General features: G+C 54.4%; 23 protein-coding genes and 1 other annotated feature. Of the genes, 13 read left to right on the top strand and 10 right to left on the bottom strand.

The annotated features are described in order from the left end of the window. Positions 1–27: 27 nt before the first annotated feature. Together BM007_RS08820 and BM007_RS08815 are read right to left on the bottom strand one after the other, a co-directional pair. Positions 28–1,314, bottom strand: a complete 1,287-nt coding sequence (locus tag BM007_RS08820) for an HlyC/CorC family transporter (RefSeq protein ID WP_032640969.1) — start codon at positions 1,312–1,314, stop codon at positions 28–30. Between the two features lie 18 nt (positions 1,315–1,332). Then, the gene (locus BM007_RS08815; protein ID WP_032623031.1) at positions 1,333–2,124 is read right to left on the bottom strand and encodes a cytochrome C assembly family protein; all 792 of its coding nucleotides are present in this window, start codon (positions 2,122–2,124) and stop codon (positions 1,333–1,335) included. 166 nt (positions 2,125–2,290) lie between these two features. Here BM007_RS08815 and ffh point away from each other — a divergent pair, with 166 nt between their 5' ends. The 7 genes from ffh (at position 2,291) to BM007_RS08780 (ending at position 7,709) form a co-directional block, all read left to right on the top strand. Then, positions 2,291–3,652, top strand: coding sequence for a signal recognition particle protein (gene ffh / locus BM007_RS08810; RefSeq protein WP_014884878.1), 1,362 nt, complete (start codon positions 2,291–2,293; stop codon positions 3,650–3,652). 116 nt (positions 3,653–3,768) lie between these two features. Next, the gene (rpsP, locus tag BM007_RS08805) at positions 3,769–4,017 is read left to right on the top strand and encodes a 30S ribosomal protein S16 (RefSeq protein WP_003863133.1); all 249 of its coding nucleotides are present in this window, start codon (positions 3,769–3,771) and stop codon (positions 4,015–4,017) included. A gap of 15 nt (positions 4,018–4,032) precedes the next feature. After that, the gene (gene rimM, locus BM007_RS08800) at positions 4,033–4,572 is read left to right on the top strand and encodes a ribosome maturation factor RimM (protein WP_032645319.1); all 540 of its coding nucleotides are present in this window, start codon (positions 4,033–4,035) and stop codon (positions 4,570–4,572) included. 31 nt (positions 4,573–4,603) lie between these two features. Continuing rightward, complete coding sequence (gene trmD / locus BM007_RS08795) at positions 4,604–5,371, top strand: tRNA (guanosine(37)-N1)-methyltransferase TrmD (protein ID WP_008502493.1); 768 nt, start codon at positions 4,604–4,606, stop codon at positions 5,369–5,371. Positions 5,372–5,414: 43 nt separating this feature from the next. After that, a complete protein-coding gene (gene rplS / locus BM007_RS08790; RefSeq protein ID WP_002914145.1) occupies positions 5,415–5,762 on the top strand; it encodes a 50S ribosomal protein L19 in 348 nt (115 codons plus the stop codon). A 132-nt stretch (positions 5,763–5,894) separates the two neighbouring features. After that, positions 5,895–6,299: a DUF2946 domain-containing protein gene (locus BM007_RS08785; protein ID WP_024908337.1), complete on the top strand. Its 405-nt coding sequence runs from the start codon at positions 5,895–5,897 to the stop codon at positions 6,297–6,299. 39 nt (positions 6,300–6,338) lie between these two features. Further along, positions 6,339–7,709 (top strand): PepSY-associated TM helix domain-containing protein, encoded by a 1,371-nt coding sequence (locus BM007_RS08780; RefSeq protein ID WP_090418270.1) that lies wholly within the window; start codon positions 6,339–6,341, stop codon positions 7,707–7,709. A 2-nt stretch (positions 7,710–7,711) separates the two neighbouring features. Here BM007_RS08780 and BM007_RS08775 read toward each other — a convergent pair whose 3' ends face one another. The 4 genes from BM007_RS08775 to BM007_RS08760 form a co-directional block, all read right to left on the bottom strand. Beyond that, positions 7,712–8,197, bottom strand: coding sequence for an OmpA family protein (locus tag BM007_RS08775; protein ID WP_061714602.1), 486 nt, complete (start codon positions 8,195–8,197; stop codon positions 7,712–7,714). Positions 8,198–8,209: 12 nt separating this feature from the next. Continuing rightward, positions 8,210–9,430: a diguanylate cyclase DgcN/YfiN gene (gene dgcN / locus BM007_RS08770; RefSeq protein ID WP_061714603.1), complete on the bottom strand. Its 1,221-nt coding sequence runs from the start codon at positions 9,428–9,430 to the stop codon at positions 8,210–8,212. After that, a complete protein-coding gene (locus tag BM007_RS08765) occupies positions 9,423–9,974 on the bottom strand; it encodes a regulatory sequestration protein YfiR (protein ID WP_244319927.1) in 552 nt (183 codons plus the stop codon). The genes dgcN and BM007_RS08765 overlap by 8 nt, the downstream gene beginning before the upstream one ends. Positions 9,975–10,112: 138 nt before the next feature. Next, entirely contained in the window at positions 10,113–10,487 is a 375-nt protein-coding gene (locus BM007_RS08760; protein ID WP_024908342.1) for a DUF2799 domain-containing protein, read from the bottom strand. 214 nt (positions 10,488–10,701) lie between these two features. On the opposite strand from BM007_RS08760, the gene aroF reads away from it, so the two are divergent. The 3 genes from aroF to BM007_RS08745 are packed head-to-tail and all read left to right on the top strand — an operon-like array spanning position 10,702 to position 13,838. Further along, the gene (gene aroF / locus BM007_RS08755) at positions 10,702–11,772 is read left to right on the top strand and encodes a 3-deoxy-7-phosphoheptulonate synthase AroF (protein WP_024908343.1); all 1,071 of its coding nucleotides are present in this window, start codon (positions 10,702–10,704) and stop codon (positions 11,770–11,772) included. A gap of 11 nt (positions 11,773–11,783) precedes the next feature. Continuing rightward, positions 11,784–12,905 carry a bifunctional chorismate mutase/prephenate dehydrogenase gene (tyrA, locus tag BM007_RS08750; RefSeq protein WP_024908344.1) on the top strand — a complete coding sequence of 374 codons (1,122 nt, stop codon included), beginning with the start codon at positions 11,784–11,786 and terminating at the stop codon, positions 12,903–12,905. A 60-nt stretch (positions 12,906–12,965) separates the two neighbouring features. Further along, positions 12,966–13,838, top strand: coding sequence for an SMP-30/gluconolactonase/LRE family protein (locus BM007_RS08745; protein WP_061714605.1), 873 nt, complete (start codon positions 12,966–12,968; stop codon positions 13,836–13,838). On the opposite strand, the gene pheA is transcribed toward BM007_RS08745, so the two are convergent. The 4 genes from pheA to bamD all read right to left on the bottom strand — a co-directional run bounded on the left by pheA (position 13,835) and on the right by bamD (position 16,609). Beyond that, a complete protein-coding gene (pheA, locus tag BM007_RS08740; RefSeq protein ID WP_032646893.1) occupies positions 13,835–14,995 on the bottom strand; it encodes a bifunctional chorismate mutase/prephenate dehydratase in 1,161 nt (386 codons plus the stop codon). The genes BM007_RS08745 and pheA overlap by 4 nt on opposite strands. Before the next feature lie 30 nt (positions 14,996–15,025). After that, positions 15,026–15,151: a sequence feature (Phe leader region), on the bottom strand. Further along, complete coding sequence (gene pheL, locus BM007_RS22995; protein WP_100249759.1) at positions 15,103–15,150, bottom strand: pheA operon leader peptide PheL; 48 nt, start codon at positions 15,148–15,150, stop codon at positions 15,103–15,105. (Overlaps the previous feature by 48 nt.) 110 nt (positions 15,152–15,261) lie before the next feature. Next, positions 15,262–15,603 (bottom strand): ribosome-associated translation inhibitor RaiA, encoded by a 342-nt coding sequence (gene raiA / locus BM007_RS08735; RefSeq protein ID WP_003863162.1) that lies wholly within the window; start codon positions 15,601–15,603, stop codon positions 15,262–15,264. Between the two features lie 268 nt (positions 15,604–15,871). Further along, the gene (gene bamD, locus BM007_RS08730; protein WP_023308867.1) at positions 15,872–16,609 is read right to left on the bottom strand and encodes an outer membrane protein assembly factor BamD; all 738 of its coding nucleotides are present in this window, start codon (positions 16,607–16,609) and stop codon (positions 15,872–15,874) included. Between the two features lie 131 nt (positions 16,610–16,740). Between bamD and rluD the strand changes: the two genes are divergently transcribed. The 3 genes from rluD to clpB all read left to right on the top strand — a co-directional run bounded on the left by rluD (position 16,741) and on the right by clpB (position 21,152). Beyond that, positions 16,741–17,721, top strand: coding sequence for a 23S rRNA pseudouridine(1911/1915/1917) synthase RluD (gene rluD / locus BM007_RS08725; protein WP_023308866.1), 981 nt, complete (start codon positions 16,741–16,743; stop codon positions 17,719–17,721). After that, the gene (yfiH, locus tag BM007_RS08720) at positions 17,718–18,449 is read left to right on the top strand and encodes a purine nucleoside phosphorylase YfiH (protein WP_090418264.1); all 732 of its coding nucleotides are present in this window, start codon (positions 17,718–17,720) and stop codon (positions 18,447–18,449) included. Before rluD ends, yfiH begins: the two co-directional genes overlap by 4 nt. Before the next feature lie 129 nt (positions 18,450–18,578). Further along, the gene (clpB, locus tag BM007_RS08715) at positions 18,579–21,152 is read left to right on the top strand and encodes an ATP-dependent chaperone ClpB (protein ID WP_032646889.1); all 2,574 of its coding nucleotides are present in this window, start codon (positions 18,579–18,581) and stop codon (positions 21,150–21,152) included. Positions 21,153–21,356 lie beyond the last annotated feature (204 nt).

The following is a 21,356-nucleotide window of genomic DNA, read 5'->3' as shown; positions in this document are numbered from 1 at the left end:
GGCGTTCGCCTCACCCGGCCTACAGCCTTACTCCGCGATACTTTCGCGCAGGGGTTTAACAGGCAGAACTTTCACCTGCTTAATCATATTGTCCTGTACGTCCAGGATATCAATATCGTATTGCTCAATGCGCACCCGCGTGCCCGCCGCCGGGATCTCTTCCAGCGCTTCCAGAATCATCCCGTTAATGGTGCGAGCCTCATCTTCCGGCAAATGCCAGTTAAAGGCTTTGTTGAGTTCGCGAATGTTCGCGCTGCCGTCAATCAGCACCGATCCGTCGTTTTGCGGGGTAACCTCTTCCGCGAGGGAAGGCGACATTGAGGTGGTAAAGTCCCCGACAATCTCTTCCAGAATATCTTCGACCGTCACCAGCCCCTGAATATCGCCGTACTCATTGACCACCAGGCCAACCTTCTTCTTGTTACGCTGGAATTTCACCAGCTGCGTGCTGAGGGGGGTTCCTTCCGGCACGTAGTAAATTTCGTCGGCGGCGCGCAGCATCACCTCTTTGGTGAACTCTTTTTTCTCGGTCATCAGACGGTAGGCTTCGCGCACGCGCAGCATGCTGATGGCGTCATCCAGCGAGTCGCGATAGAGCACAATGCGCCCGTGCGGGGAGTGCGTCAGCTGGCGAACGATGGCTTTCCAGTCGTCATTGATGTCGATACCGACGATTTCGTTACGCGGCACCATGATGTCGTTCACGCTCACCTTTTCCAGATCCAGCACCGACAGGAGCATGTCCTGATTGCGCCGGGAGATCTGCGAGCGGGATTCATGCACGATGGTGCGAAGCTCTTCTTTGCTGAGCGCGCTGCTGATGGTGACGTCGGCTTTGATTCCCACCATCCGCATCAGGACGCGCGTCACCATGTTCAGCAGCCAGACCAGCGGCATCATCAGGATCAGCAGCGGTGCCAGCAGGAAGCTGCTCGGGTAGGCGACTTTCTCAGGGTAAAGCGCGGCGATGGTTTTCGGCAGCACTTCGGCAAACACCAGCACCACGAACGTCAGCACGCCGGTGGCAATCGCCACCCCGGCGTTGCCGTACAGGCGCATCCCGACGATGGTGCCGAGGGCAGAGGCCAGAATGTTGACGAGGTTGTTGCCGATGAGCACCAGGCTTATCAGGCGATCCGGCTTGCGGAGCAGTTTTTCAACGCGACGTGCGGCACGGTTACCCTGTTTAGCACGATGCCGTAACCGGTAGCGGTTTAAGGTCATCATGCCGGTTTCCGAGCCGGAGAAATAGGCGGAGATGACCACCATGACGATCAGCGTAACGATCAGCGTGGTGGTAGAGATGTGTTCCAGGGGGAACTCCTTTGTTTCTTAGCCAGCAAATTGCTGTATGAAGCGGCTGCCAAAATAGGCAAGGGTGAGAATGCCCGCACCCGCGACGTTGAACCAGACCACGCGACGACCGCGCCAGCCTTCATGATAATGGCCCCATAACAGGACAATATAGACAAACCACGCGATGATGGAGAGCACCGCTTTATCGATATTCTCCACGCTGAACAGGTTCTTCATGTAAAACAGGCCCGTGCAGAGCGTCAGCGTCAGCAGCACCACCCCCACCTGGGTGATGTGGAACATCTTGCGCTCAATGACCATCAGCGGCGGCATTTCATGGTTAAAGGCCAGCTTTTTGTTTTTCAGCTGGTAGTCAATCCAGGCGAGCTGCATGGCGTAAAGCGCGGCGATGATCAGCGTCGCGTAGGCAAAGAGCGACAGGCCGATATGCACCAGCATCCCCGGGGTAGCCTCCAGATGCGTAATAAACTCATTAGGCATAAAGGTGGCGAGGGCCAGATTGATCAGCGCGAAGGTGTAGACAATCGGCAGCAGCAGCCAGCCGCGATTTTTAGACGCGACGATGGTCATCACCGTACAGATCATCAGGCTGACCAGCGAGCCGACGTTGAGGACGCTCAGGTTTTGCACGCTGCCGTCGCCGGGAATGATGCGTGATTCCAGCGCAAAGGCGTGGCTAATCAGTGCGATCACCGCCGAGAGAATAGCCATGCGCCGCCAGCCGCTGTTTTTTTGCAGCAGTCCGGGAATAATCAGCGCGAGGCTGACAGAGTAGGCAACAAGGGCGATCAGTGCGAAAACAGGCATATAGGCATCGACAGTTGTCTTAATAAGAAAGAGAAGCAGTATAACGTTACGTGACGCCTGCTCCAACCGTTGCATAACAACAAAGGCGCCTTCATGTTATACTCCGGCAAAATTCTGTGTATGTGTCGCCCATGGCGGCCCAACGTTTCTACTCAGGCGAGAGACAATGTTTGATAATTTAACCGATCGTTTGTCGCGCACGCTGCGCAACATCAGCGGCCGCGGACGCCTTACTGAAGAGAACATCAAGGAAACGCTGCGCGAAGTGCGCATGGCGCTGCTGGAAGCAGACGTCGCGTTGCCGGTTGTTCGTGATTTTATCAACCGCGTAAAAGAGAAGGCGGTTGGTCATGAAGTTAACAAGAGCCTGACCCCGGGTCAGGAGTTCGTCAAAATCGTTCGTAATGAACTGGTTTCGGCGATGGGCGAAGAGAACCAGGTGCTTAACCTGGCGGCTCAGCCACCGGCCGTGGTGCTGATGGCGGGCCTGCAGGGTGCGGGTAAAACCACCAGCGTCGGTAAGCTGGGTAAGTTCCTGCGTGAAAAGCACAAGAAGAAAGTGCTGGTGGTCTCTGCGGACGTCTATCGCCCGGCGGCGATCAAACAGCTGGAAACCCTGGCAGAGCAGGTTGGCGTGGATTTCTTCCCGTCCGACGTGGCGCAGAAGCCTGTCGACATCGTTAACGCCGCGCTGAAAGAGGCGAAGCTGAAATTCTATGACGTGCTGCTGGTGGATACCGCCGGTCGTCTGCACGTCGACGAAGCGATGATGGACGAGATCAAGCAGGTGCATGCCTCTATCAACCCGGTAGAGACCCTGTTCGTTGTCGACGCCATGACCGGTCAGGATGCGGCGAATACCGCGAAAGCGTTTAACGAAGCGCTGCCGTTAACCGGCGTGGTGCTGACCAAAGTGGACGGTGACGCCCGCGGCGGTGCGGCGCTCTCTATTCGTCACATCACCGGTAAGCCGATTAAATTCCTCGGCGTGGGCGAGAAAACCGAAGCGCTGGAGCCGTTCCACCCGGACCGTATTGCCTCCCGTATTCTCGGCATGGGCGACGTACTGTCGCTGATCGAAGATATCGAGAGCAAGGTTGACCGCGCGCAGGCCGAGAAGCTGGCCAGCAAGCTGAAAAAAGGTGACGGTTTCGATCTCACCGACTTCCTTGAGCAACTGCGTCAGATGAAAAACATGGGCGGCATGGCCAGCCTGATGGGCAAACTGCCGGGCATGGGCCAGATCCCTGACAACGTGAAAGCGCAGATGGATGACAAGGTGCTGGTGCGTATGGAGGCGATCATCAACTCGATGACCCTCAAAGAACGCGCAAACCCGGATATCATCAAAGGTTCCCGTAAACGCCGTATCGCAGCCGGTTGCGGCATGCAGGTGCAGGACGTTAACCGCCTTCTGAAACAGTTCGACGACATGCAGCGCATGATGAAGAAAATGAAGAAAGGCGGCATGGCGAAGATGATGCGCGGCATGAAAGGGATGATGCCTCCCGGTTTTCCAGGGCGTTAATCGCTTTTGAGATTGCTTTTTGCCCGAAAATGAGTAAAATTTTCGGGCTTTTAATATGACACCCGGGCTCCGTTCCTCGATGGGGCCCGGTTGTTTTATTCACACAAGAGGATGTTATGGTAACTATTCGTTTAGCACGTCACGGCGCTAAAAAGCGTCCGTTCTACCAGGTTGTTGTGACTGACAGCCGTAATGCACGCAACGGTCGCTTCATCGAGCGCGTTGGTTTCTTCAACCCACTGGCCGCTGGCGCAGAAGAAGAAACTCGTCTGGATCTGGATCGTATCGCTCACTGGGTTGGCCAGGGCGCTACTGTTTCCGATCGCGTTGCTACGCTGATCAAAGCAGCAAACAAAGCAGCTTAATCTGTCACGGTGGTCATGATGAGCAATAAAGTACCTGTTGAACCGATCGTATTGGGAAAAATGGGTTCTTGCTACGGTATCCGTGGTTGGCTCAGAGTGTTTTCCTCCACTGAAGACGCTGATAGCATTTTTGATTACCAGCCCTGGTTTATCCAGAAAGGCGGTAAGTGGGAAGAGGTCGAGCTGGAAAGCTGGCGTCACCACAATCAGGACATCATCATCAAGCTGAAAGGCGTTGACGATCGTGATGCCGCGAATGCGCTGACTAATTGTGAAATTGTCGTGGATTCGTCGCAGTTGCCACAGCTGGAAGAGGGCGACTACTACTGGAAAGACCTTATGGGTTGCCAGGTAGTCACTACCGAAGGCTACAGCCTGGGGAAAGTCATCGATATGATGGAAACCGGGTCGAATGACGTTCTCGTCATTAAGGCAAACCTGAAAGATGCATTTGGCATCAAGGAGCGGTTGGTTCCGTTCCTCGATGGACAGGTTATCAAGAAAGTCGATCTCACTACTCAAACCATTGAAGTAGATTGGGATCCTGGTTTTTAAATTCTCCGGATAAACGGTAAAAGACGGCGCTATGTGGATTGGCATAATTAGCCTGTTTCCTGAAATGTTCCGCGCGATTACCGATTACGGGGTAACTGGCCGGGCAGTAAAGAATGGCCTGCTGAGCATCCAGAGCTGGAGTCCTCGTGACTTTACTCATGACCGGCACCGTACCGTGGACGATCGTCCTTACGGCGGCGGACCGGGGATGCTAATGATGGTGCAACCCTTACGGGACGCCATTCACACAGCAAAAGCCGCGGCAGGTGAAGGCGCAAAGGTGATTTATCTGTCACCTCAGGGACGCAAGCTTGATCAAGCGGGCGTGAGCGAACTGGCGACGAATCAAAAGCTGATTCTGGTCTGTGGGCGCTACGAAGGGATAGATGAGCGCGTAATCCAAACCGAGATTGACGAAGAATGGTCTATCGGCGATTACGTTCTCAGCGGTGGTGAGTTACCGGCAATGACGCTGATTGACTCCGTCGCCCGGTTCATTCCGGGGGTTCTGGGCCATGAAGCTTCGGCAACGGAAGATTCCTTTGCCGATGGGTTGCTGGACTGTCCACACTATACTCGTCCTGAAGTGTTAGAAGGGATGGAAGTACCGGCAGTGTTACTGTCTGGAAACCATGCCGAGATACGTCGCTGGCGTTTGAAGCAGTCGCTGGGCCGAACCTGGCTTAGAAGACCTGAACTTCTGGAAAACCTGGCTCTGACTGAAGAGCAAGCAAAGTTGCTGGCCGAGTTCAAAACTGAACACGCGCAACAGCAGCATGAACATGATGGGAATGCGTAATACGCTCCCGAATATCAGTTTACCCAGGATAAGAGATTAAATTATGAGCAACATTATTAAGCAACTTGAACAAGAGCAGATGAAGCAGGACGTACCTTCCTTCCGTCCAGGTGACACCGTGGAAGTGAAAGTATGGGTTGTTGAAGGTTCCAAAAAACGTCTGCAGGCATTCGAGGGCGTGGTTATCGCTATTCGTAACCGCGGTCTGCACTCTGCATTCACTGTTCGTAAAATTTCCAACGGCGAAGGCGTTGAGCGTGTCTTCCAGACTCACTCTCCGGTAGTTGACAGCATTGCTGTTAAACGTCGTGGTGCTGTACGTAAAGCTAAACTGTACTACCTGCGTGAGCGTACTGGTAAGTCTGCTCGTATTAAAGAGCGTCTGAACTAAGATTCGCTTAAGCGACATCCTGTTAGAAAGGGCTGGCCGAAAGGCTGGCCCTTTTTTTATCCCATCGCACCTCTCGCGTTAACCCTTTTGTCATAAATCATTTACAATGCTTGCCTCTTGAATGGAGGGGAAGTGGATAACGTACTGCATCAGCCTGACCGGAAACGCGCAGCGGCATTGACCGCGCTGTTCGCGATCCTGCTGATCGTGGTAGCACCGCTTATCTCCGTCTCGTTGCAGAAAGATCCCATGAGCGCCATGCCGGGCATGCATCATGACATGAGCATGATGTCGATGGACGAGCATCACGGCGATATGCCGCACACGATGCCTGTCGACCATGCTGAAGCGTGCGGCTACTGCGTGCTGTTAGCGCATGTCCCTGGCGTGATGCTGGCGCTCATCATCCTGCTCAGCGTGGTGCTGCAGAGGCTTCGCGTTAAGCCGCCGCGTCAGGCGGTCAACCACTGGCACTTCTTCCCCTGGCTTTACCCTGATACCCGCGCGCCGCCGCGACAGTCTGCTTTTTCCCTTTAAAAACAAAATCGATAACTTTTTGCCTTAAAAAGGAAAAGTATGACTACCTGCACTCCGCGCGCGGCATGGGGAAACCTGCTGCGTCGTCTCCATTTCTACGTCGGGCTGTTTGTCGGCCCGTTTATCTTCTTCGCCGCGCTGACCGGGACGCTATATGTGGCGACCCCGCAGCTGGAAAACGCACTCTACCGGCACGCGCTCCACACGGATTCCGTGGGCGAGCCGCAGCCTCTGGCAGAACAAATCGCCGCGGCGGAAAAAAACGTTGGATCAGATTTACGTTTGCACGCCGTGCGTCCGGGGCTGGTTGAGGGCGAAACCACCCGCGTGATGTTCGCTGACCCGAAACTTGGGCCATCGGAGAACCGGGCTATCTTTATCGATCCGGTGAGCCTGGCGGTGCTGGGAGATCTGACGGTATACGGCACCAGCGGGATTTTACCCCTGCGTCAGACCATTGATTACCTGCATACCTCTCTGCTGCTGGGCGACATTGGGCGCCTTTACAGCGAGCTTGCGGCCTCCTGGATGTGGGTTGCCGCGCTGGGCGGTGTTGCCCTGTGGTTTTATACCCGACCCAAACGGCGGATCAATAATCGCTTCCAGAACCGGCGTCGGGTGCACGTGACGCTGGGCTGGGTTCTGCTGGGTGGAATGCTGCTGTTCTCCGCAACCGGCCTGACCTGGTCCCAGTGTGCTGGCGGGAACGTGGATAAGCTGCGGGCAGAGATGAACTGGCTCACCCCGCAGGTGAACACGACGCTATCCGGCCAACATGAGATCGTGGATGAACATGCCGAACACCGTGGTCATCACGGCGGAATGGTGATGCCGGAAATGGCGATGGATTTGACGCAGTTTGACAAAGTGCTAAGCGCGGCGCGTAAAGCGGGGATTGATGCCAACAGGCTGGAGATCCGCCCGGCGAAAACGATGGATCGTGCCTGGACCGTGACGGAAATCGATCGCAGCTGGCCGACCCAGGTCGATGCCGTTGCGGTTGATCCTTCGACGATGCAGGTTCTGGACAGAACCCGATTCGAGGATTTCCCGCTAATGGCAAAACTGACCCGCTGGGGCGTGGATTTCCATATGGGGATCTTGTTCGGCCTGGCAAATCAGCTGCTGCTCGTGGCGTTTGGTCTTGCCCTGTGCGTGCTCATTATCTGGGGATACCGGATGTGGTGGATGCGTCGTCCTGCGCAATCGGCAGTGAGTCCGGTACAAACGCTTTGTCAGAGCTGGCTGGCGCTGTCAGGATGGGGAAGAGGCGTTACGGTGGTAACCAGCGTACTATTGGGGCTGGCCCTGCCGGTCATGGGCGCGAGTCTGGCGCTGTTTGTTCTGGTGGACTGGCTGCGCTGGCGAGCGGCAACCAGGGTGACGCTCGCCGAATCATCCGCTAAATAACCCTATGGCGTGCTGATAATCACTGCGACGCGGCGGTTTTCAGCGCGCCCTTGTGGGGTACTGTTACTCGCAACCGGGTATTTTTGACCTAATCCCCGCGTGGTGAGATTGCTGCGCGGGATATTTGCACCCTTAGCCCAGGCTTCGGCCACCGCATTGGCGCGTTTTAACGACAGCGCTTCGTTGTAGCTTTCTTCCCCGTAGTTATCCGTGTGACCGTCCATTCGCGCGTGGTTCAGCCCGGTTTCCGCCAGGCGAGAGGCCATGGACTGGATCTGTGTTTCACTTTCCGGGCGCAGCCTGGCGTCATTTTTATCAAACAGGATGGTGTCCGATATGCCAAGTGACCAGTCACCGTTCAGTTCGTTAAAACCGTAAGACTTCATCGCCGCAATTTGCTCAGGAGTGAATTTGCCTTCCGGCGGCGACTGACAGCCTGCCAGAATCAGTGAGGCCAGTACTATCGGCGCGAAGTAACGTTTTAACATAGAATTTCCTTTCTAACTTATTGTTTTCGTACGCTGGTTTTTAACCTGGTACATGTTGCGGTCAGCCCTCTCCAGTAATGCTTCCACGGAAGCATTTTCCCACGCCAGAGCAAAGCCAATGCTGAGTGACATCGATGCTTTTTGTCCGTTATGAAGATCAAACGGACGGATAAACTGCTGCGAAAGCGCAGCACAAATGTGTTGAACCTCAAGCTCAGAGTGCACGCCGTACAGCACCATGGCGAATTCGTCACCGCCAAGCCGGTATGCCTGGTGACGTTTGTCGCCAAACTCCATCATCCTGCTGGCGACTTCAATCAGCACGCAGTCTCCTGCCGCGTGTCCCCAGGTGTCGTTAATAAACTTAAAATTATCACCGTCGAGGAAGAGCAGGGCCGAGTTTGTTTTGGCTGAAGGGTCGTTCATTAAGGCTGCAATGCTGTTACGAAATGCCGCACGGTTGGCAAGACCGGTAAGCGGGTCGTGCATGGCGGTACGCAACAGCTGGGCGTTTTTCGCCTGCAGCTTCAGCTGCCACTCTTCCATTTCATCCAGAAGACTGTTGAAGTCCTCGCCAAACTGGTGAAATTCTTCGATACGGCCATCTTTCACCCGGCGGGAGAAGTTGCGGTTCGTGCGTACGTCATGCACGACGTCGGTAATGTTCTGCAGGGCCGTAACCATCCCATGATGCAAAGACTGGGTAATGATGAGCGCGACGACGGCGGCAAAGAGAATGCAGCCGGTCAGAACGGCAAACGACATCCAGATGAAATGGCTGATCAGACTGTCACGCGCGGTAAGGCGAATTTCGCCGATCGTTAAGCCGTTATGCATGATGGGCTGCGCAACCGGTACGGGGAAAAGCCAGCGGCTGACCAGTGCACCCAGCGTGTCGTTGTTATCTTCCGGGTTCCAGGACCAGTAGGCGAACCGCTTTTTATGCGCGTTAATCACCTCGGCCACGGCAAACTGCCCCTGTTTGCCCAGGGCGGCAAGCGTTTCGCTGGCCGCGAGCGAGTCGTTGAAAACCAGCGAGGCTTCCAGGCTGTGGCTCATTGTGGCGCCGGTTAATTCGAGATTCTTTTGCGCGTATTGTTTTAAGGTTACGACGGAGGCAAAACAGAGCAACAGCCATATTAACGTCATGGTGATAATGACGCTTATCATGCTGTTTCGCCTCAATGTTCTTTTAAACGTCGGACGTGATGTTGAAGTGAAATCTTTATCCATGCTGCTTATTCCGTGCCAGCATTAATACATCCGGATTGACTCTTACGCCACTGCGCGTCAATGCATCCAGGTTGACGGAAAACCGTACCTGGCCGCGATCGATCATCAGGCAAAAGGCACTGCCAATTACACATTCCGGATTTTGCTCTGAGATTAATAGCAACGCTCTGCCCTGATATTGACTTATTAATTCAAGTTGTTTTGCCGGTGATTCAGATCCGAAATAAATCGCATCGCACGTCGCGGCCAGGGCTTCCCGATCGTTACGTACAATAACGGGGGTATAAGGTAACTCGTTGTGCCCTTCGTCGCCGCTGAGGGCATGCGTATAGTGAGAAGTGGCGTAGACGCAGAGTTTAGGTTGCCCGGTAAGTGACGGCCATCGCGTATAGCTCACAATGCCTGAGACAATTGAGCGTACTGATTTATCCGTTTCCGTAAGTGCGCCTGCCGTCGTTGGGCCCACCATAAGGAACAGCATTAACACCAGAGTGAGTCGGAATAAAGAGATCAAGAATGAATTTCTCACCAGAATCCGCCACATCGCTCCGGAAATAGACGTCCTTAAGAGTTGCGGGCAGAATACCATTGTTTATCAGATCCGTCATTATGTCAGAAATAGCATGAGGCCAACCTAAGCTAAATCCTACTGTTGTGTATTTTCCGGTGGATAAAAACAGACTTAATTGAGTCTGCTGGAGCGCATACTTTCATCCATCCCTTTCTGCCATGACGCACGCAGTGTTGCCGCGTTTTCGGCAGTATCGCAGCTGGCAGGGAAAGATTTCCCTGCTAATCCCCAGGCATGAATAAATCCTTCTTCGCAGACTTTCTTCTGACCATCGGCATAGCCGCGAAGATATTCACTACGATCGACGTGCGTGTCGTTAAAACTATCGGCCAGGGCCTGGTTATCTTTAACCGGCAGGCCATTCATGGCGTCTTCTTTACCGGCATCAAACCAGGATGGGCTGGTCCAGTCGGGCTGGAAGGTGTAAGGATTGATCTGACAGCCCGTTAAAAACAGCGACAACAGCGCGAGAGCAATTGAACGCATAGCCATTCTCCTTTTTTCTTCAGCATAGCCTGGCTAAAGAAAATCTGTCTGTAATTTAAAGTTTACGTTTTTATCGGCTGATTTTTGCAATAAATTGGCATATGTAAACTAATCTGTACGTATTTTGGATTGAAATGTTTACTTTTTATGGTATCGTGGTCTCACCTCATCGAGGAAAACAACTATCGCAAACGAGCTTTACAGGATCGCCATCATGCAAAAAGACGCGCTGAACAATGTACATATCACTGACGAACAGGTTTTAATTACTCCGGATCAACTGAAAGCAGAATTTCCGCTGAGCGTCGCGCAGGAGGCTCAGATTGAGCACTCTCGTCAGACCATTTCTGACATTATCGCCGGCCGCGATCCGCGCCTGCTGGTGGTATGCGGTCCTTGCTCCATTCACGATCCTGAAACCGCCATTGAGTACGCTCGTCGATTTAAAACATTAGCGGAGGAGGTCAGCGATAGCCTCTATCTGGTGATGCGCGTCTATTTTGAGAAGCCACGTACTACCGTCGGCTGGAAAGGGTTGATTAACGATCCGCACATGGATGGCTCGTTTGATGTGGAAGCAGGCCTGAAGATTGCGCGTCGCCTGCTGGTGGAGCTGGTCAGCATGGGGCTGCCGCTGGCAACCGAAGCGCTGGATCCTAATAGTCCTCAATACCTGGGCGATCTGTTCAGCTGGTCCGCGATTGGCGCGCGTACCACGGAATCGCAAACCCACCGCGAGATGGCGTCGGGCCTGTCGATGCCGGTTGGTTTTAAAAACGGTACCGATGGCAGCCTGGCGACGGCGATCAACGCCATGCGTGCTGCCGCCATGCCGCACCGTTTTGTCGGTATCAACCAGGCGGGCCAGGTATGCCTCCTGCAAACGCAGGGCAACCCCGATGGCCATGTGATCCTGCGCGGCGGGAAAGCCCCGAACTACAGCCCGGCGGACGTGGCGCAGTGTGAAAAAGAGATGGAGCAGGCGGGACTGCGCCCGGCACTGATGGTAGATTGCAGTCATGGTAATTCGAATAAAGATTACCGTCGCCAGCCAGCGGTTGCGGAATCTGTGGTCGCACAGATCAAAGATGGTAACCGTTCGATTATCGGTCTGATGATTGAGAGCAATATTCATGAAGGCAATCAGTCATCTGAACAACCGCGCAGTGCCATGAAGCATGGCGTCTCCGTGACGGATGCCTGCATCAGCTGGGAGACTACCGATGCGCTGCTGCGTGAGATCCACAAAGATTTGAACGGCCAGCTGGCGACGCGTCTGGCTTAAGAGGTTTAGTTATGGTTGCTGAATTGACCGCACTGCGCGATCAAATTGATGAAGTGGATAAGGCGCTGCTGGATCTGCTGGCGCGCCGTATGGCGCTGGTTGCCGAAGTGGGTGAGGTGAAAAGCAAATACGGCCTGCCGATTTACGTCCCGGAGCGCGAGGCCTCCATGCTGGCCTCCCGTCGTAAAGAGGCGCAGGCGCTGGGCGTTTCTCCGGACCTGATAGAAGATGTTCTGCGTCGCGTGATGCGGGAGTCCTATTCCAGCGAAAACGACAAGGGCTTTAAAACTCTCTGCCCGTCCCTGCGTCCGGTGGTGATTGTCGGCGGTGCAGGGCAGATGGGGCGTCTGTTTGAAAAAATGCTGACGCTGTCTGGCTATCAGGTGCGCATTCTGGAAAAAGAGGACTGGGCGCAGGCACCGGAACTCATGAAAGATGCCGGGATGGTTATCGTCAGCGTGCCGATCCACGTGACGGAGCAGATCATCGAAAAGCTGCCTCCTTTGCCGAAAGATTGCATCCTGGTGGATCTGGCCTCTGTCAAAAATGGTCCGCTGCAGGCCATGCTGGCTGCACATACCGGCCCGGTACTGGGCCTGCACCCAATGTTTGGCCCGGACAGCGGCAGCCTGGCTAAGCAGGTGGTGGTTTACTGCGATGGTCGTCAGCCGGAAGCCTATCAGTGGTTCCTGGAGCAGATTCAGGTATGGGGTGCGCGACTGCACCGCATCAGCGCGGTCGAGCACGATCAGAACATGGCGTTCATTCAGGCGCTGCGCCACTTTGCGACGTTTGCCTACGGCCTGCATCTGGCGGAAGAGAACGTGCAGCTTGAACAGCTGCTGGCACTCTCTTCACCGATCTATCGTCTGGAGCTGGCGATGGTCGGCCGCCTGTTCGCGCAGGATCCGCAGCTGTACGCGGACATTATTATGTCCTCCGAGAACAACCTGGCGCTGATCAAGCGCTACTATCAGCGCTTTGGGGAAGCCATTACGCTGCTGGAGCACGGAGACAAGCAGGCGTTTATCGACAGCTTCCGCAAGGTCGAGCACTGGTTTGGCGATTACGCGCAGCGCTTCCAGAGTGAGAGCCGGACGCTGTTGCGCCAGGCAAATGACAGTCGCCAGTAATGCGATGATGTATATACTGAAAGCCAGCATTGCTGGCTTTTTTCATTTTGGGGAACTGTCATGGCCGAACCGCAGCTGCTGTTGAATTATACCGGGCATTTGCCTGAATGCCCGACGTGGAGCGTAGAAGAGCGCGCGCTCTACTGGGCCGATATTCTTGAAGGGGAGATCCACCGCTACCATCTGCCGACGGCGGAACACACCGTGCTTTCTTTCCACGAGGAGGTGGGCTGTTTCGCGCTGCGCGAGCGCGGCGGGTTTATCGTCGCCATGCGCAATGGCATCTGGCTTGCCGATAAGCATGGCCTTCTGCAGCGCAAGGTGTGCGACAACCCCTCTAACCCGCAGCTGGCGCGTTTTAACGATGGGGGTACCGACCATCAGGGCCGGTTCTATGCGGGCACGTTCTGGGGGCCGGGAGATTACAACGGCGCCCTGCTGATGCGCATCGACAACGACCTGACGCCGAAGGTGATCCAGTGCGATATTCACGGTCACAATGGCTTAGCGTTTAGCCCGGATAAGCAGTGGATGTTTACCTCAGACACGCCAAACGGTGTGATCTACCGTACCCCGCTTGATGAGCAGGGCGAACCCGGCAGGCGTGAGGTGTTTCGTCAGTTTAAAGAGGGGGAAGGGATTCCGGACGGCGCGGCGATGGACGTGGAAGGCTGCTACTGGAGCGCGCTGTTTGACGGCTGGCGGATTGCGCGTTTTTCACCGCAAGGGGAGCAACTGGAAGAATACCGCATGCCGGTACGTTGCCCGACGATGGTCTGCTTTGGCGGCGATGACATGAAAACGCTGTTTATTACCACCACGCGGGAAAATATGGATGCAGAAGAGGTGGCGAAGTATCCGCTCTCCGGCGCCATCTTCACCCTGCCGGTTAACGTGGCAGGGATGAAGAAAAGCCGCTTTATCGAACGTTAGCTCGGATCGACCGGGACGACGTTTTCGCTCGGGTAGCAGCCCAGCACCTTCATGGAACGTGTGATCTCGCCCAGCTCGCGCAGGGCTTTCTGCATGGACGCAGATTCCAGGTTGGCCTGGATATCGAGGTAGAACATCTCTTCCCACGGGTTACCGTGGATCGGACGTGATTCCAGCTTCGTCATGATCAGGTTGTGATTACGCAGCACCAGCAGGGCTTCAACCAGCGCACCGGCCTGCTGGCCGGTGGCCATCAGCAGCGTGGTTTTAGCCGGTACCTGGTCAGACACATTGATTGCCTTGCGGGCCAGCACCACGAAGCGGGTAATGTTTTGTGTCTGGTTTGCCAGGTTGCGTTCCAGCACCTGTAAACCATACAGCGCGCCGCCCGCTTCGCTGCCGAGCGCCGCGACGGTGGGGGAGTTCGCCTGCGCCACTTTTTCCATCGCCGCCGAGGTGCTCTCGGTGTACTCAATTTTCCAGTTCGGATAGCGGTTCAGGAACTGGCTGCACTGCTGGAACGGCTGCGGGTGGCTGTAGACCGTTTCGATCGTGTTCAGGTCCGTTGAGCCGGAGACCAGCACGCAGTGATCGATAGGGATCGTCAGCTCGCCGACTAGCGACAGGCTGGTGTGCTGCAGCAAGTCGTAGACGTCGTTGATGGCACCGGAGCTGGTGTTCTCAATCGGCACCACGGCGTAATCCGCCTGACCGGTTTCGACCTGGTTAAAAATGTCGGCAAACTTCGCGCAGCCGCTTTCAATAAATTCTTCGAAATGGCGTGCGGCATACTGACGTGCGGCCAGGTGAGAATAAGAGCCCTTGGGCCCGAGGAAGGCGATACGAGCAGAATGCGGATTGGTTTTATTGAGATGCTGTTGGAGTAGCGCTTGCTGGGTGAGAACGGAATCTTCGATGATGAGCTGGAACAACCGGGTAATGTAGTGGGCATCGAGGTGATGCGCTTTGCCGAGCTGAATGAGACGTTCCAGCAGATCCCGCTCGCGGTCGATATCACGGACCGGACGATGGGAGTCCAGCTTGGCTTTGCCCACTTCAACGGCAAGAGTACGGCGTTCGGCCAGCAGCGCCAGCAGTTTCTCATCCAGCGCGCTGATTTTTACTCGCAGATCCAGTAACGGGTTTTCCGGTGTCATAGTGTTGCCTGTCTCATTTTATCGTTATCAATAAAAAAGGCCCCCCGGTGTGGGAGGCCTTGTTGTTCGTCTTCGCATTCTTTATCACACGACGAAACGCCTCCCGTTCAGGGGAAGGTAAAAAAGAATGCGAAGAAGAACGGCGTAAGTTTCATAAAGTCATCCTGTGAGTGATACCGTTAAAGTACCCGTACTGTTTTCACCCTGTCAATAAAAAACAAAAAACGCGCCCGAAGGCGCGTTGGCGGTACACTCAATTTAAAGGATTACTCTTCTTCAACTTCTTCCGCGAAGCTGGCGTCTTTCACCGATGTTGCGGCGCGACGAGCTTCACCTTTGTGTTGCACTTTATTGAGCTGCCGTTCCAGCTTGTTGATCAAATCGTTAATAGCGGTGTACATATCCTCGTGTTTTGCGCTGGCGACCAGATGGCCGTTTGGAGTATTGATAGTTGCGTCAGCGATGAAACCCTGCGGCTCCTTGGACAGGATGATATGTGGATTAATCAAATGTGTTTGCCATTTATCCAGTTTGGCGAGACGGTCTGCGACGTGCTGGCGAATTGCCGGAGTAATTTCCATTTGTTTACTGGTAATGTTCATTGTCATAAATTTTACCTCTTGTCTTTCCGTCTTGGTGATTCCAGCATACCCGACCTAATGTCAAAATGTGTGATTTAGATCACGTTATTTTGTCGGTTTTTGTCAGGGAATCTTTTTTGTGAGGCAGGGCAGGAAGAGGTGAGATTTACCTTGTAGAAGGCATAAATTGGGGCCATAGTTGACAGGATGTGTTGAGGCTAGCGCGCTTCAGCGACGCTCAGAAACGAATAAAAAAACGGCAGCCCGAAGGCTGCCGTTTTGCATTGAGGCAAAATCAGGTGTTGCTGCTGTTCGCGGCGATGATTTTCGCCACTTTTTCAGCCTGAGCGGTCATCTGCATCTGACGGTAAGCATTTTCCATCAGCTTCAGGCCGTCACGCGTTGCCTGAGTATCCGGGTAATCACGCAGCATACCTTCTACGCGGTTAACCACGGCAACCCATGCGCCACGGCGGGTATAGTATTCCGCCACGGAGTATTCATATTTCGCCAGACGATCTTTCAGGAACACCAGACGCTTGGTGGCGTCGGTCACGTACTGACTGTTCGGATAGCCGCGCACCAGTTTGGAGAAGTCATTGAAGGCATCACGCGCATGCTGCGGGTCACGGTCGGAACGATCCACGCCGAAGAAGCCCTGCAGCGCACTGTCGTCCAGCGCCATGTTGGTAAGACCGCGCATGTACATCACGTAGTCGATGTTAGGATGAGTCGGGTTCAGACGCATGAAACGATCGATGGTTGCCTGAGCCAGCGGCAGATCGGCATTTTTATAGTATGCGTAGATGAGATCTAACTGTACCTGCTGCGAATACGGACCAAATGGATAGCGATTATCCAACGCTTCCAGTTGCGTTATCGCCTGTTTCCAGTTACCGTCCTGCAACTTTTGTTGTGCAGTCGCATAGATTTCATTCGGCGGATTGTCAGGGACCTGTTCATTTGAACCGGAGCAGCCCACCAAAGCCAGGCTCAACGTGGCCGCTGCCACCAGATATTTCATGCGCGTCATGACGTTTTGACTTTCCTCAAATGTTTGTCCGGGAGAAACTCTGTTCCTGCTCCCGATTAAGACCAGCTACAATAGCACACTATATTAAACGGCAAAGCCGTAAAACCCAACGTTAAACGAAGAAGCAGTTTATGGCACAACGAGTAGAACTCACCGCAACAGTCTCCGAAAATCAGCTCGGTCAACGCTTAGATCAGGCTTTGGCCGAATTGTTCCCTGATTATTCGCGTTCACGCATAAAAGAATGGATCCTTGACCAGCGCGTGCTGGTAAACGGCAAGATCTGGGACAAACCAAAAGAGAAAGTGTTAGGTGGGGAAGCTGTCGCCATCAATGCTGAAATCGAAGAGGAAATCCGCTTCGAGCCGCAGGATATCCCACTGGACATCGTCTATGAAGATGATGACATTCTGGTGATCAACAAGCCGCGCGACTTGGTTGTTCATCCGGGCGCGGGGAACCCTGACGGTACGGTACTTAACGCACTTCTCCATTACTATCCACCGATCGCGGATGTCCCGCGCGCGGGCATCGTGCACCGTCTGGATAAAGACACCACGGGTTTGATGGTGGTGGCGAAGACCGTTCCTGCTCAGACACGTCTGGTGGAGTCGCTGCAGCTGCGCGAAATCACCCGTGAGTATGAAGCGGTAGCCATTGGGCATATGACCTCTGGCGGAACGGTGGAGGAGCCTATCAGCCGTCACCCAACCAAGCGTACCCATATGTCGGTGCATCCGATGGGTAAACCGGCGGTGACGCACTATCGCATTATGGAACACTTCCGTATTCATACGCGCCTGCGTCTGCGTCTGGAAACCGGGCGTACTCACCAGATCCGTGTGCATATGGCCCACATTACCCATCCGCTGGTGGGCGATCAGGTCTACGGTGGCCGTCCGCGTCCGCCTAAAGGCGCATCGGATGAGTTCATCAGCGTATTGCGTAAATTCGATCGTCAGGCGCTGCACGCGACGATGCTGCGTCTTTACCATCCTATCACCGGCATTCAGATGGAGTGGCATGCGCCTATCCCTCAGGATATGGTGGATCTTATTGACGCCATGCGTGCTGATTTTGAAGAACATAAGGATCAAGTGGACTGGTTATGACCAAACTGATTGTCCCGGAGTGGCCATTGCCTGCTGGCGTGGCTGCCTGCAGTTCAACCCGCACTGGCGGTGTTAGCCAGGGCGCGTGGGAGTCATTGAACCTCGGTGCGCACTGTGGTGACAACCTGGAACACGTGGAAGAGAACCGCAGGCGTCTGTTTGCTGCGGGGAACTTGCCGTCGAAGCCAGTCTGGCTGGAACAGGTTCACGGCAAGGCGGTGCTGAAGTTGACGGGAGAACCCTATGCTTCTAAACGCGCTGATGCCTCTTACAGCAATACTCCGGGAACCGTTTGTGCCGTAATGACCGCCGATTGTCTGCCAGTGCTGTTCTGCAACCGTGCAGGTACCGAGGTGGCTGCAGCACACGCGGGCTGGCGTGGACTGTGTGAAGGCGTGCTGGAAGAAACCGTCGCCTGTTTTAAGGATGAGCCCGCCAATATTATGGCCTGGCTTGGCCCGGCCATTGGTCCTCGCGCTTTTGAAGTGGGCCCAGAGGTCCGCGACGCCTTTATGGATAAAGATCCGCAAGCGGTGGACGCCTTCCTGCCTTCTGGAGATAAATATCTGGCCGATATTTACCAGCTTGCGCGTCAGCGTTTGAATAACGTGGGCGTAACGCAGATCTCCGGCGGCGATCGCTGCACATTCACCGAAAAGGGTGATTTTTTCTCTTATCGCCGCGACAAGACCACTGGTCGTATGGCAAGTTTTATTTGGCTGATATAACCTAAAGAATCAAGACGATCCGGTACGTGCCGTTTTCTTTTCACATAATTCAGGTCATTAACCTTGAATAATTGAGGGATGACCTCATTTAATCTCCAGTAGCAAATTTGACCTGTTATGGGAGGAGTTATGCGTCTGGATCGTCTTACTAATAAATTCCAGCTTGCTCTCGCCGATGCCCAGTCCCTCGCACTGGGGCACGACAACCAATTTATCGAACCTCTTCATTTAATGAGCGCCTTGCTGAATCAGGAAGGGGGATCGGTACGTCCTTTATTAACGTCCGCTGGCATTAATGCTGGCCAGTTACGCACCGCTATCGATCAGGCGCTGAGCCGTTTGCCGCAGGTCGAAGGGACCGGCGGCGACGTTCAGCCGTCGCAGGATCTGGTGCGCGTGCTGAACCTTTGCGACAAGCTGGCGCAAAAACGTGGGGACAACTTTATTTCGTCAGAGCTATTTGTTCTGGCGGCGCTTGAATCACGCGGTACCTTGACCGACCTGCTGAAATCTGCCGGTGCGACCACCGCCAATGTGACTCAGGCGATTGAGAAAATGCGCGGAGGTGAAAGCGTGAACGATCAGGGAGCCGAAGACCAACGTCAGGCTTTGAAGAAATTTACGGTCGATCTGACCGAGCGTGCTGAACAGGGCAAACTTGACCCGGTTATCGGCCGTGATGAAGAAATCCGCCGTACCATTCAGGTACTGCAGCGTCGTACCAAGAACAACCCGGTGCTGATTGGTGAACCGGGTGTCGGTAAAACCGCCATTGTTGAAGGGCTGGCGCAGCGTATCGTCAACGGTGAAGTGCCGGAAGGCCTGAAGGGCCGCCGCGTGCTGGCGCTGGACATGGGCGCGCTGGTGGCCGGTGCGAAATACCGCGGCGAGTTCGAAGAGCGCCTGAAAGGCGTGCTTAACGACCTGGCGAAGCAGGAAGGCAACGTCATTCTGTTTATCGATGAACTGCACACCATGGTCGGCGCGGGTAAAGCAGACGGCGCGATGGATGCCGGGAATATGCTGAAACCTGCGCTGGCGCGCGGTGAGCTTCACTGCGTCGGTGCCACTACGCTGGACGAATATCGTCAGTACATTGAGAAAGATGCTGCTCTTGAGCGTCGTTTCCAGAAAGTGTTTGTTGCTGAACCAAGCGTTGAAGATACCATCGCGATCCTGCGTGGTCTGAAAGAGCGCTATGAACTGCACCACCACGTGCAGATCACTGACCCGGCCATCGTTGCGGCGGCGACGCTTTCGCATCGTTATATTGCTGACCGTCAGTTGCCGGATAAAGCGATCGACCTGATTGATGAAGCGGCGTCGAGCATTCGTATGCAAATTGACTCGAAGCCGGAAGAGCTGGACCGACTCGACCGACGCATCATTCAGCTCAAGCTGGAACAGCAGGCGCTGAAGAAAGAGTCTGATGAAGCCAGTAAGAAACGCCTCGATATGCTCAATGAAGAACTGGACGATAAAGAGCGCCAGTATTCTGAGCTGGAAGAAGAGTGGAAAGCCGAGAAAGCATCCCTTTCCGGCACGCAGACCATCAAAGCTGAACTCGAACAGGCAAAAATTGCCATTGAGCAGGCTCGCCGTGTCGGCGATTTGGCGCGGATGTCTGAACTGCAGTACGGCAAAATTCCTGAGCTGGAAAAACAGCTTGAGATAGCGACGCAGTCAGAAGGGAAAACGATGCGTCTGTTACGTAATAAGGTGACGGATGCAGAAATCGCGGAAGTGCTTGCTCGCTGGACCGGTATTCCGGTGGCGCGCATGCTGGAAGGCGAGCGTGAAAAACTGCTGCGCATGGAGAACGATCTCCACAATCGTGTGATTGGTCAGAACGAAGCGGTTGAAGCGGTATCGAACGCTATTCGCCGTAGCCGTGCGGGGCTTTCCGATCCTAATCGTCCTATCGGTTCGTTCCTGTTCCTGGGGCCGACCGGTGTCGGTAAAACCGAGCTGTGTAAAGCGCTGGCTAACTTTATGTTCGACAGCGACGATGCGATGGTGCGTATCGACATGTCCGAGTTTATGGAGAAACACTCCGTCTCGCGTCTGGTCGGTGCGCCTCCGGGATATGTCGGTTATGAAGAAGGCGGTTACCTGACGGAAGCGGTTCGCCGTCGTCCTTATTCCGTCATCCTGCTGGATGAAGTGGAAAAAGCACACCCGGATGTGTTCAACATCCTGTTGCAGGTGCTGGATGATGGGCGTCTGACCGACGGGCAGGGGAGAACGGTCGACTTCCGTAATACGGTTGTCATTATGACCTCGAACCTGGGTTCTGATTTGATTCAGGAACGTTTCGGTGAACTGGACTACAGCCATATGAAGGATCTGGTGCTCGGTGTGGTGAGCCATAACTTCCGTCCGGAGTTCATCAACCGTATTGATGAAGTGGTGGTATTCCATCCTCTGGGTGAGAAACACATTGCGTCGATTGCGCAGATCCAGCTGCAGCGTCTGTACAAACGTCTGGAAGAACGTGGATATGAAATTCACATCTCCGACGAGGCGCTGAAGCTGCTGAGCGAGAATGGTTACGATCCGGTTTACGGTGCGCGTCCATTGAAACGTGCTATCCAGCAGCAGATCGAAAATCCGCTGGCGCAGCAGATCCTCTCCGGAGAGTTGATTCCAGGCAAAGTTATTCGTCTGGAAGCCAACGACGATCGCATTGTGGCAGTGCAGTAAGTCACAAAACGCAAAAACGAGCCGCTTGCGGCTCGTTTTTGTTTAAAAACCAGGCGAAAATTGATGTCTGGAGTCGGTTTTGCCTGGAAAGTGAGCGGTCAGTAAATAAATTTCACTTTATCCTTGCAGGTTCAGAATTACTCCCTATAATGCGCCTCCACTGACACGGAACAACGGCACACACGCCGCCGGGTCAGCAGAGAA

The organism is Enterobacter sp. NFIX59 (assembly GCF_900113755.1).
Taxonomy (GTDB): domain Bacteria; phylum Pseudomonadota; class Gammaproteobacteria; order Enterobacterales; family Enterobacteriaceae; genus Enterobacter; species Enterobacter pseudoroggenkampii.
Note: the sequence above shows the minus strand (reverse complement) of the source record. Positions and strands in the feature narration are given on the sequence as shown.

Bases quoted from the DNA above. Each gene is read 5' to 3' on its own strand.
- BM007_RS08815 (WP_032623031.1), bottom strand. From the start codon at position 2,124: ATGCCTGTTTTCGCACTGATCGCCCTTGTTGCCTACTCTGTCAGCCTC.
- ffh (WP_014884878.1), top strand. From the start codon at position 2,291: ATGTTTGATAATTTAACCGATCGTTTGTCGCGCACGCTGCGCAACATC.
- rpsP (WP_003863133.1), top strand. From the start codon at position 3,769: ATGGTAACTATTCGTTTAGCACGTCACGGCGCTAAAAAGCGTCCGTTC.
- rimM (WP_032645319.1), top strand. From the start codon at position 4,033: ATGATGAGCAATAAAGTACCTGTTGAACCGATCGTATTGGGAAAAATG.
- trmD (WP_008502493.1), top strand. From the start codon at position 4,604: ATGTGGATTGGCATAATTAGCCTGTTTCCTGAAATGTTCCGCGCGATT.
- rplS (WP_002914145.1), top strand. From the start codon at position 5,415: ATGAGCAACATTATTAAGCAACTTGAACAAGAGCAGATGAAGCAGGAC.
- BM007_RS08780 (WP_090418270.1), top strand. From the start codon at position 6,339: ATGACTACCTGCACTCCGCGCGCGGCATGGGGAAACCTGCTGCGTCGT.
- BM007_RS08775 (WP_061714602.1), bottom strand. From the start codon at position 8,197: ATGTTAAAACGTTACTTCGCGCCGATAGTACTGGCCTCACTGATTCTG.
- dgcN (WP_061714603.1), bottom strand. From the start codon at position 9,430: ATGGATAAAGATTTCACTTCAACATCACGTCCGACGTTTAAAAGAACA.
- BM007_RS08765 (WP_244319927.1), bottom strand. From the start codon at position 9,974: ATGTGGCGGATTCTGGTGAGAAATTCATTCTTGATCTCTTTATTCCGA.
- BM007_RS08760 (WP_024908342.1), bottom strand. From the start codon at position 10,487: ATGCGTTCAATTGCTCTCGCGCTGTTGTCGCTGTTTTTAACGGGCTGT.
- aroF (WP_024908343.1), top strand. From the start codon at position 10,702: ATGCAAAAAGACGCGCTGAACAATGTACATATCACTGACGAACAGGTT.
- tyrA (WP_024908344.1), top strand. From the start codon at position 11,784: ATGGTTGCTGAATTGACCGCACTGCGCGATCAAATTGATGAAGTGGAT.
- BM007_RS08745 (WP_061714605.1), top strand. From the start codon at position 12,966: ATGGCCGAACCGCAGCTGCTGTTGAATTATACCGGGCATTTGCCTGAA.
- pheA (WP_032646893.1), bottom strand. From the start codon at position 14,995: ATGACACCGGAAAACCCGTTACTGGATCTGCGAGTAAAAATCAGCGCG.
- raiA (WP_003863162.1), bottom strand. From the start codon at position 15,603: ATGACAATGAACATTACCAGTAAACAAATGGAAATTACTCCGGCAATT.
- bamD (WP_023308867.1), bottom strand. From the start codon at position 16,609: ATGACGCGCATGAAATATCTGGTGGCAGCGGCCACGTTGAGCCTGGCT.
- rluD (WP_023308866.1), top strand. From the start codon at position 16,741: ATGGCACAACGAGTAGAACTCACCGCAACAGTCTCCGAAAATCAGCTC.
- yfiH (WP_090418264.1), top strand. From the start codon at position 17,718: ATGACCAAACTGATTGTCCCGGAGTGGCCATTGCCTGCTGGCGTGGCT.
- clpB (WP_032646889.1), top strand. From the start codon at position 18,579: ATGCGTCTGGATCGTCTTACTAATAAATTCCAGCTTGCTCTCGCCGAT.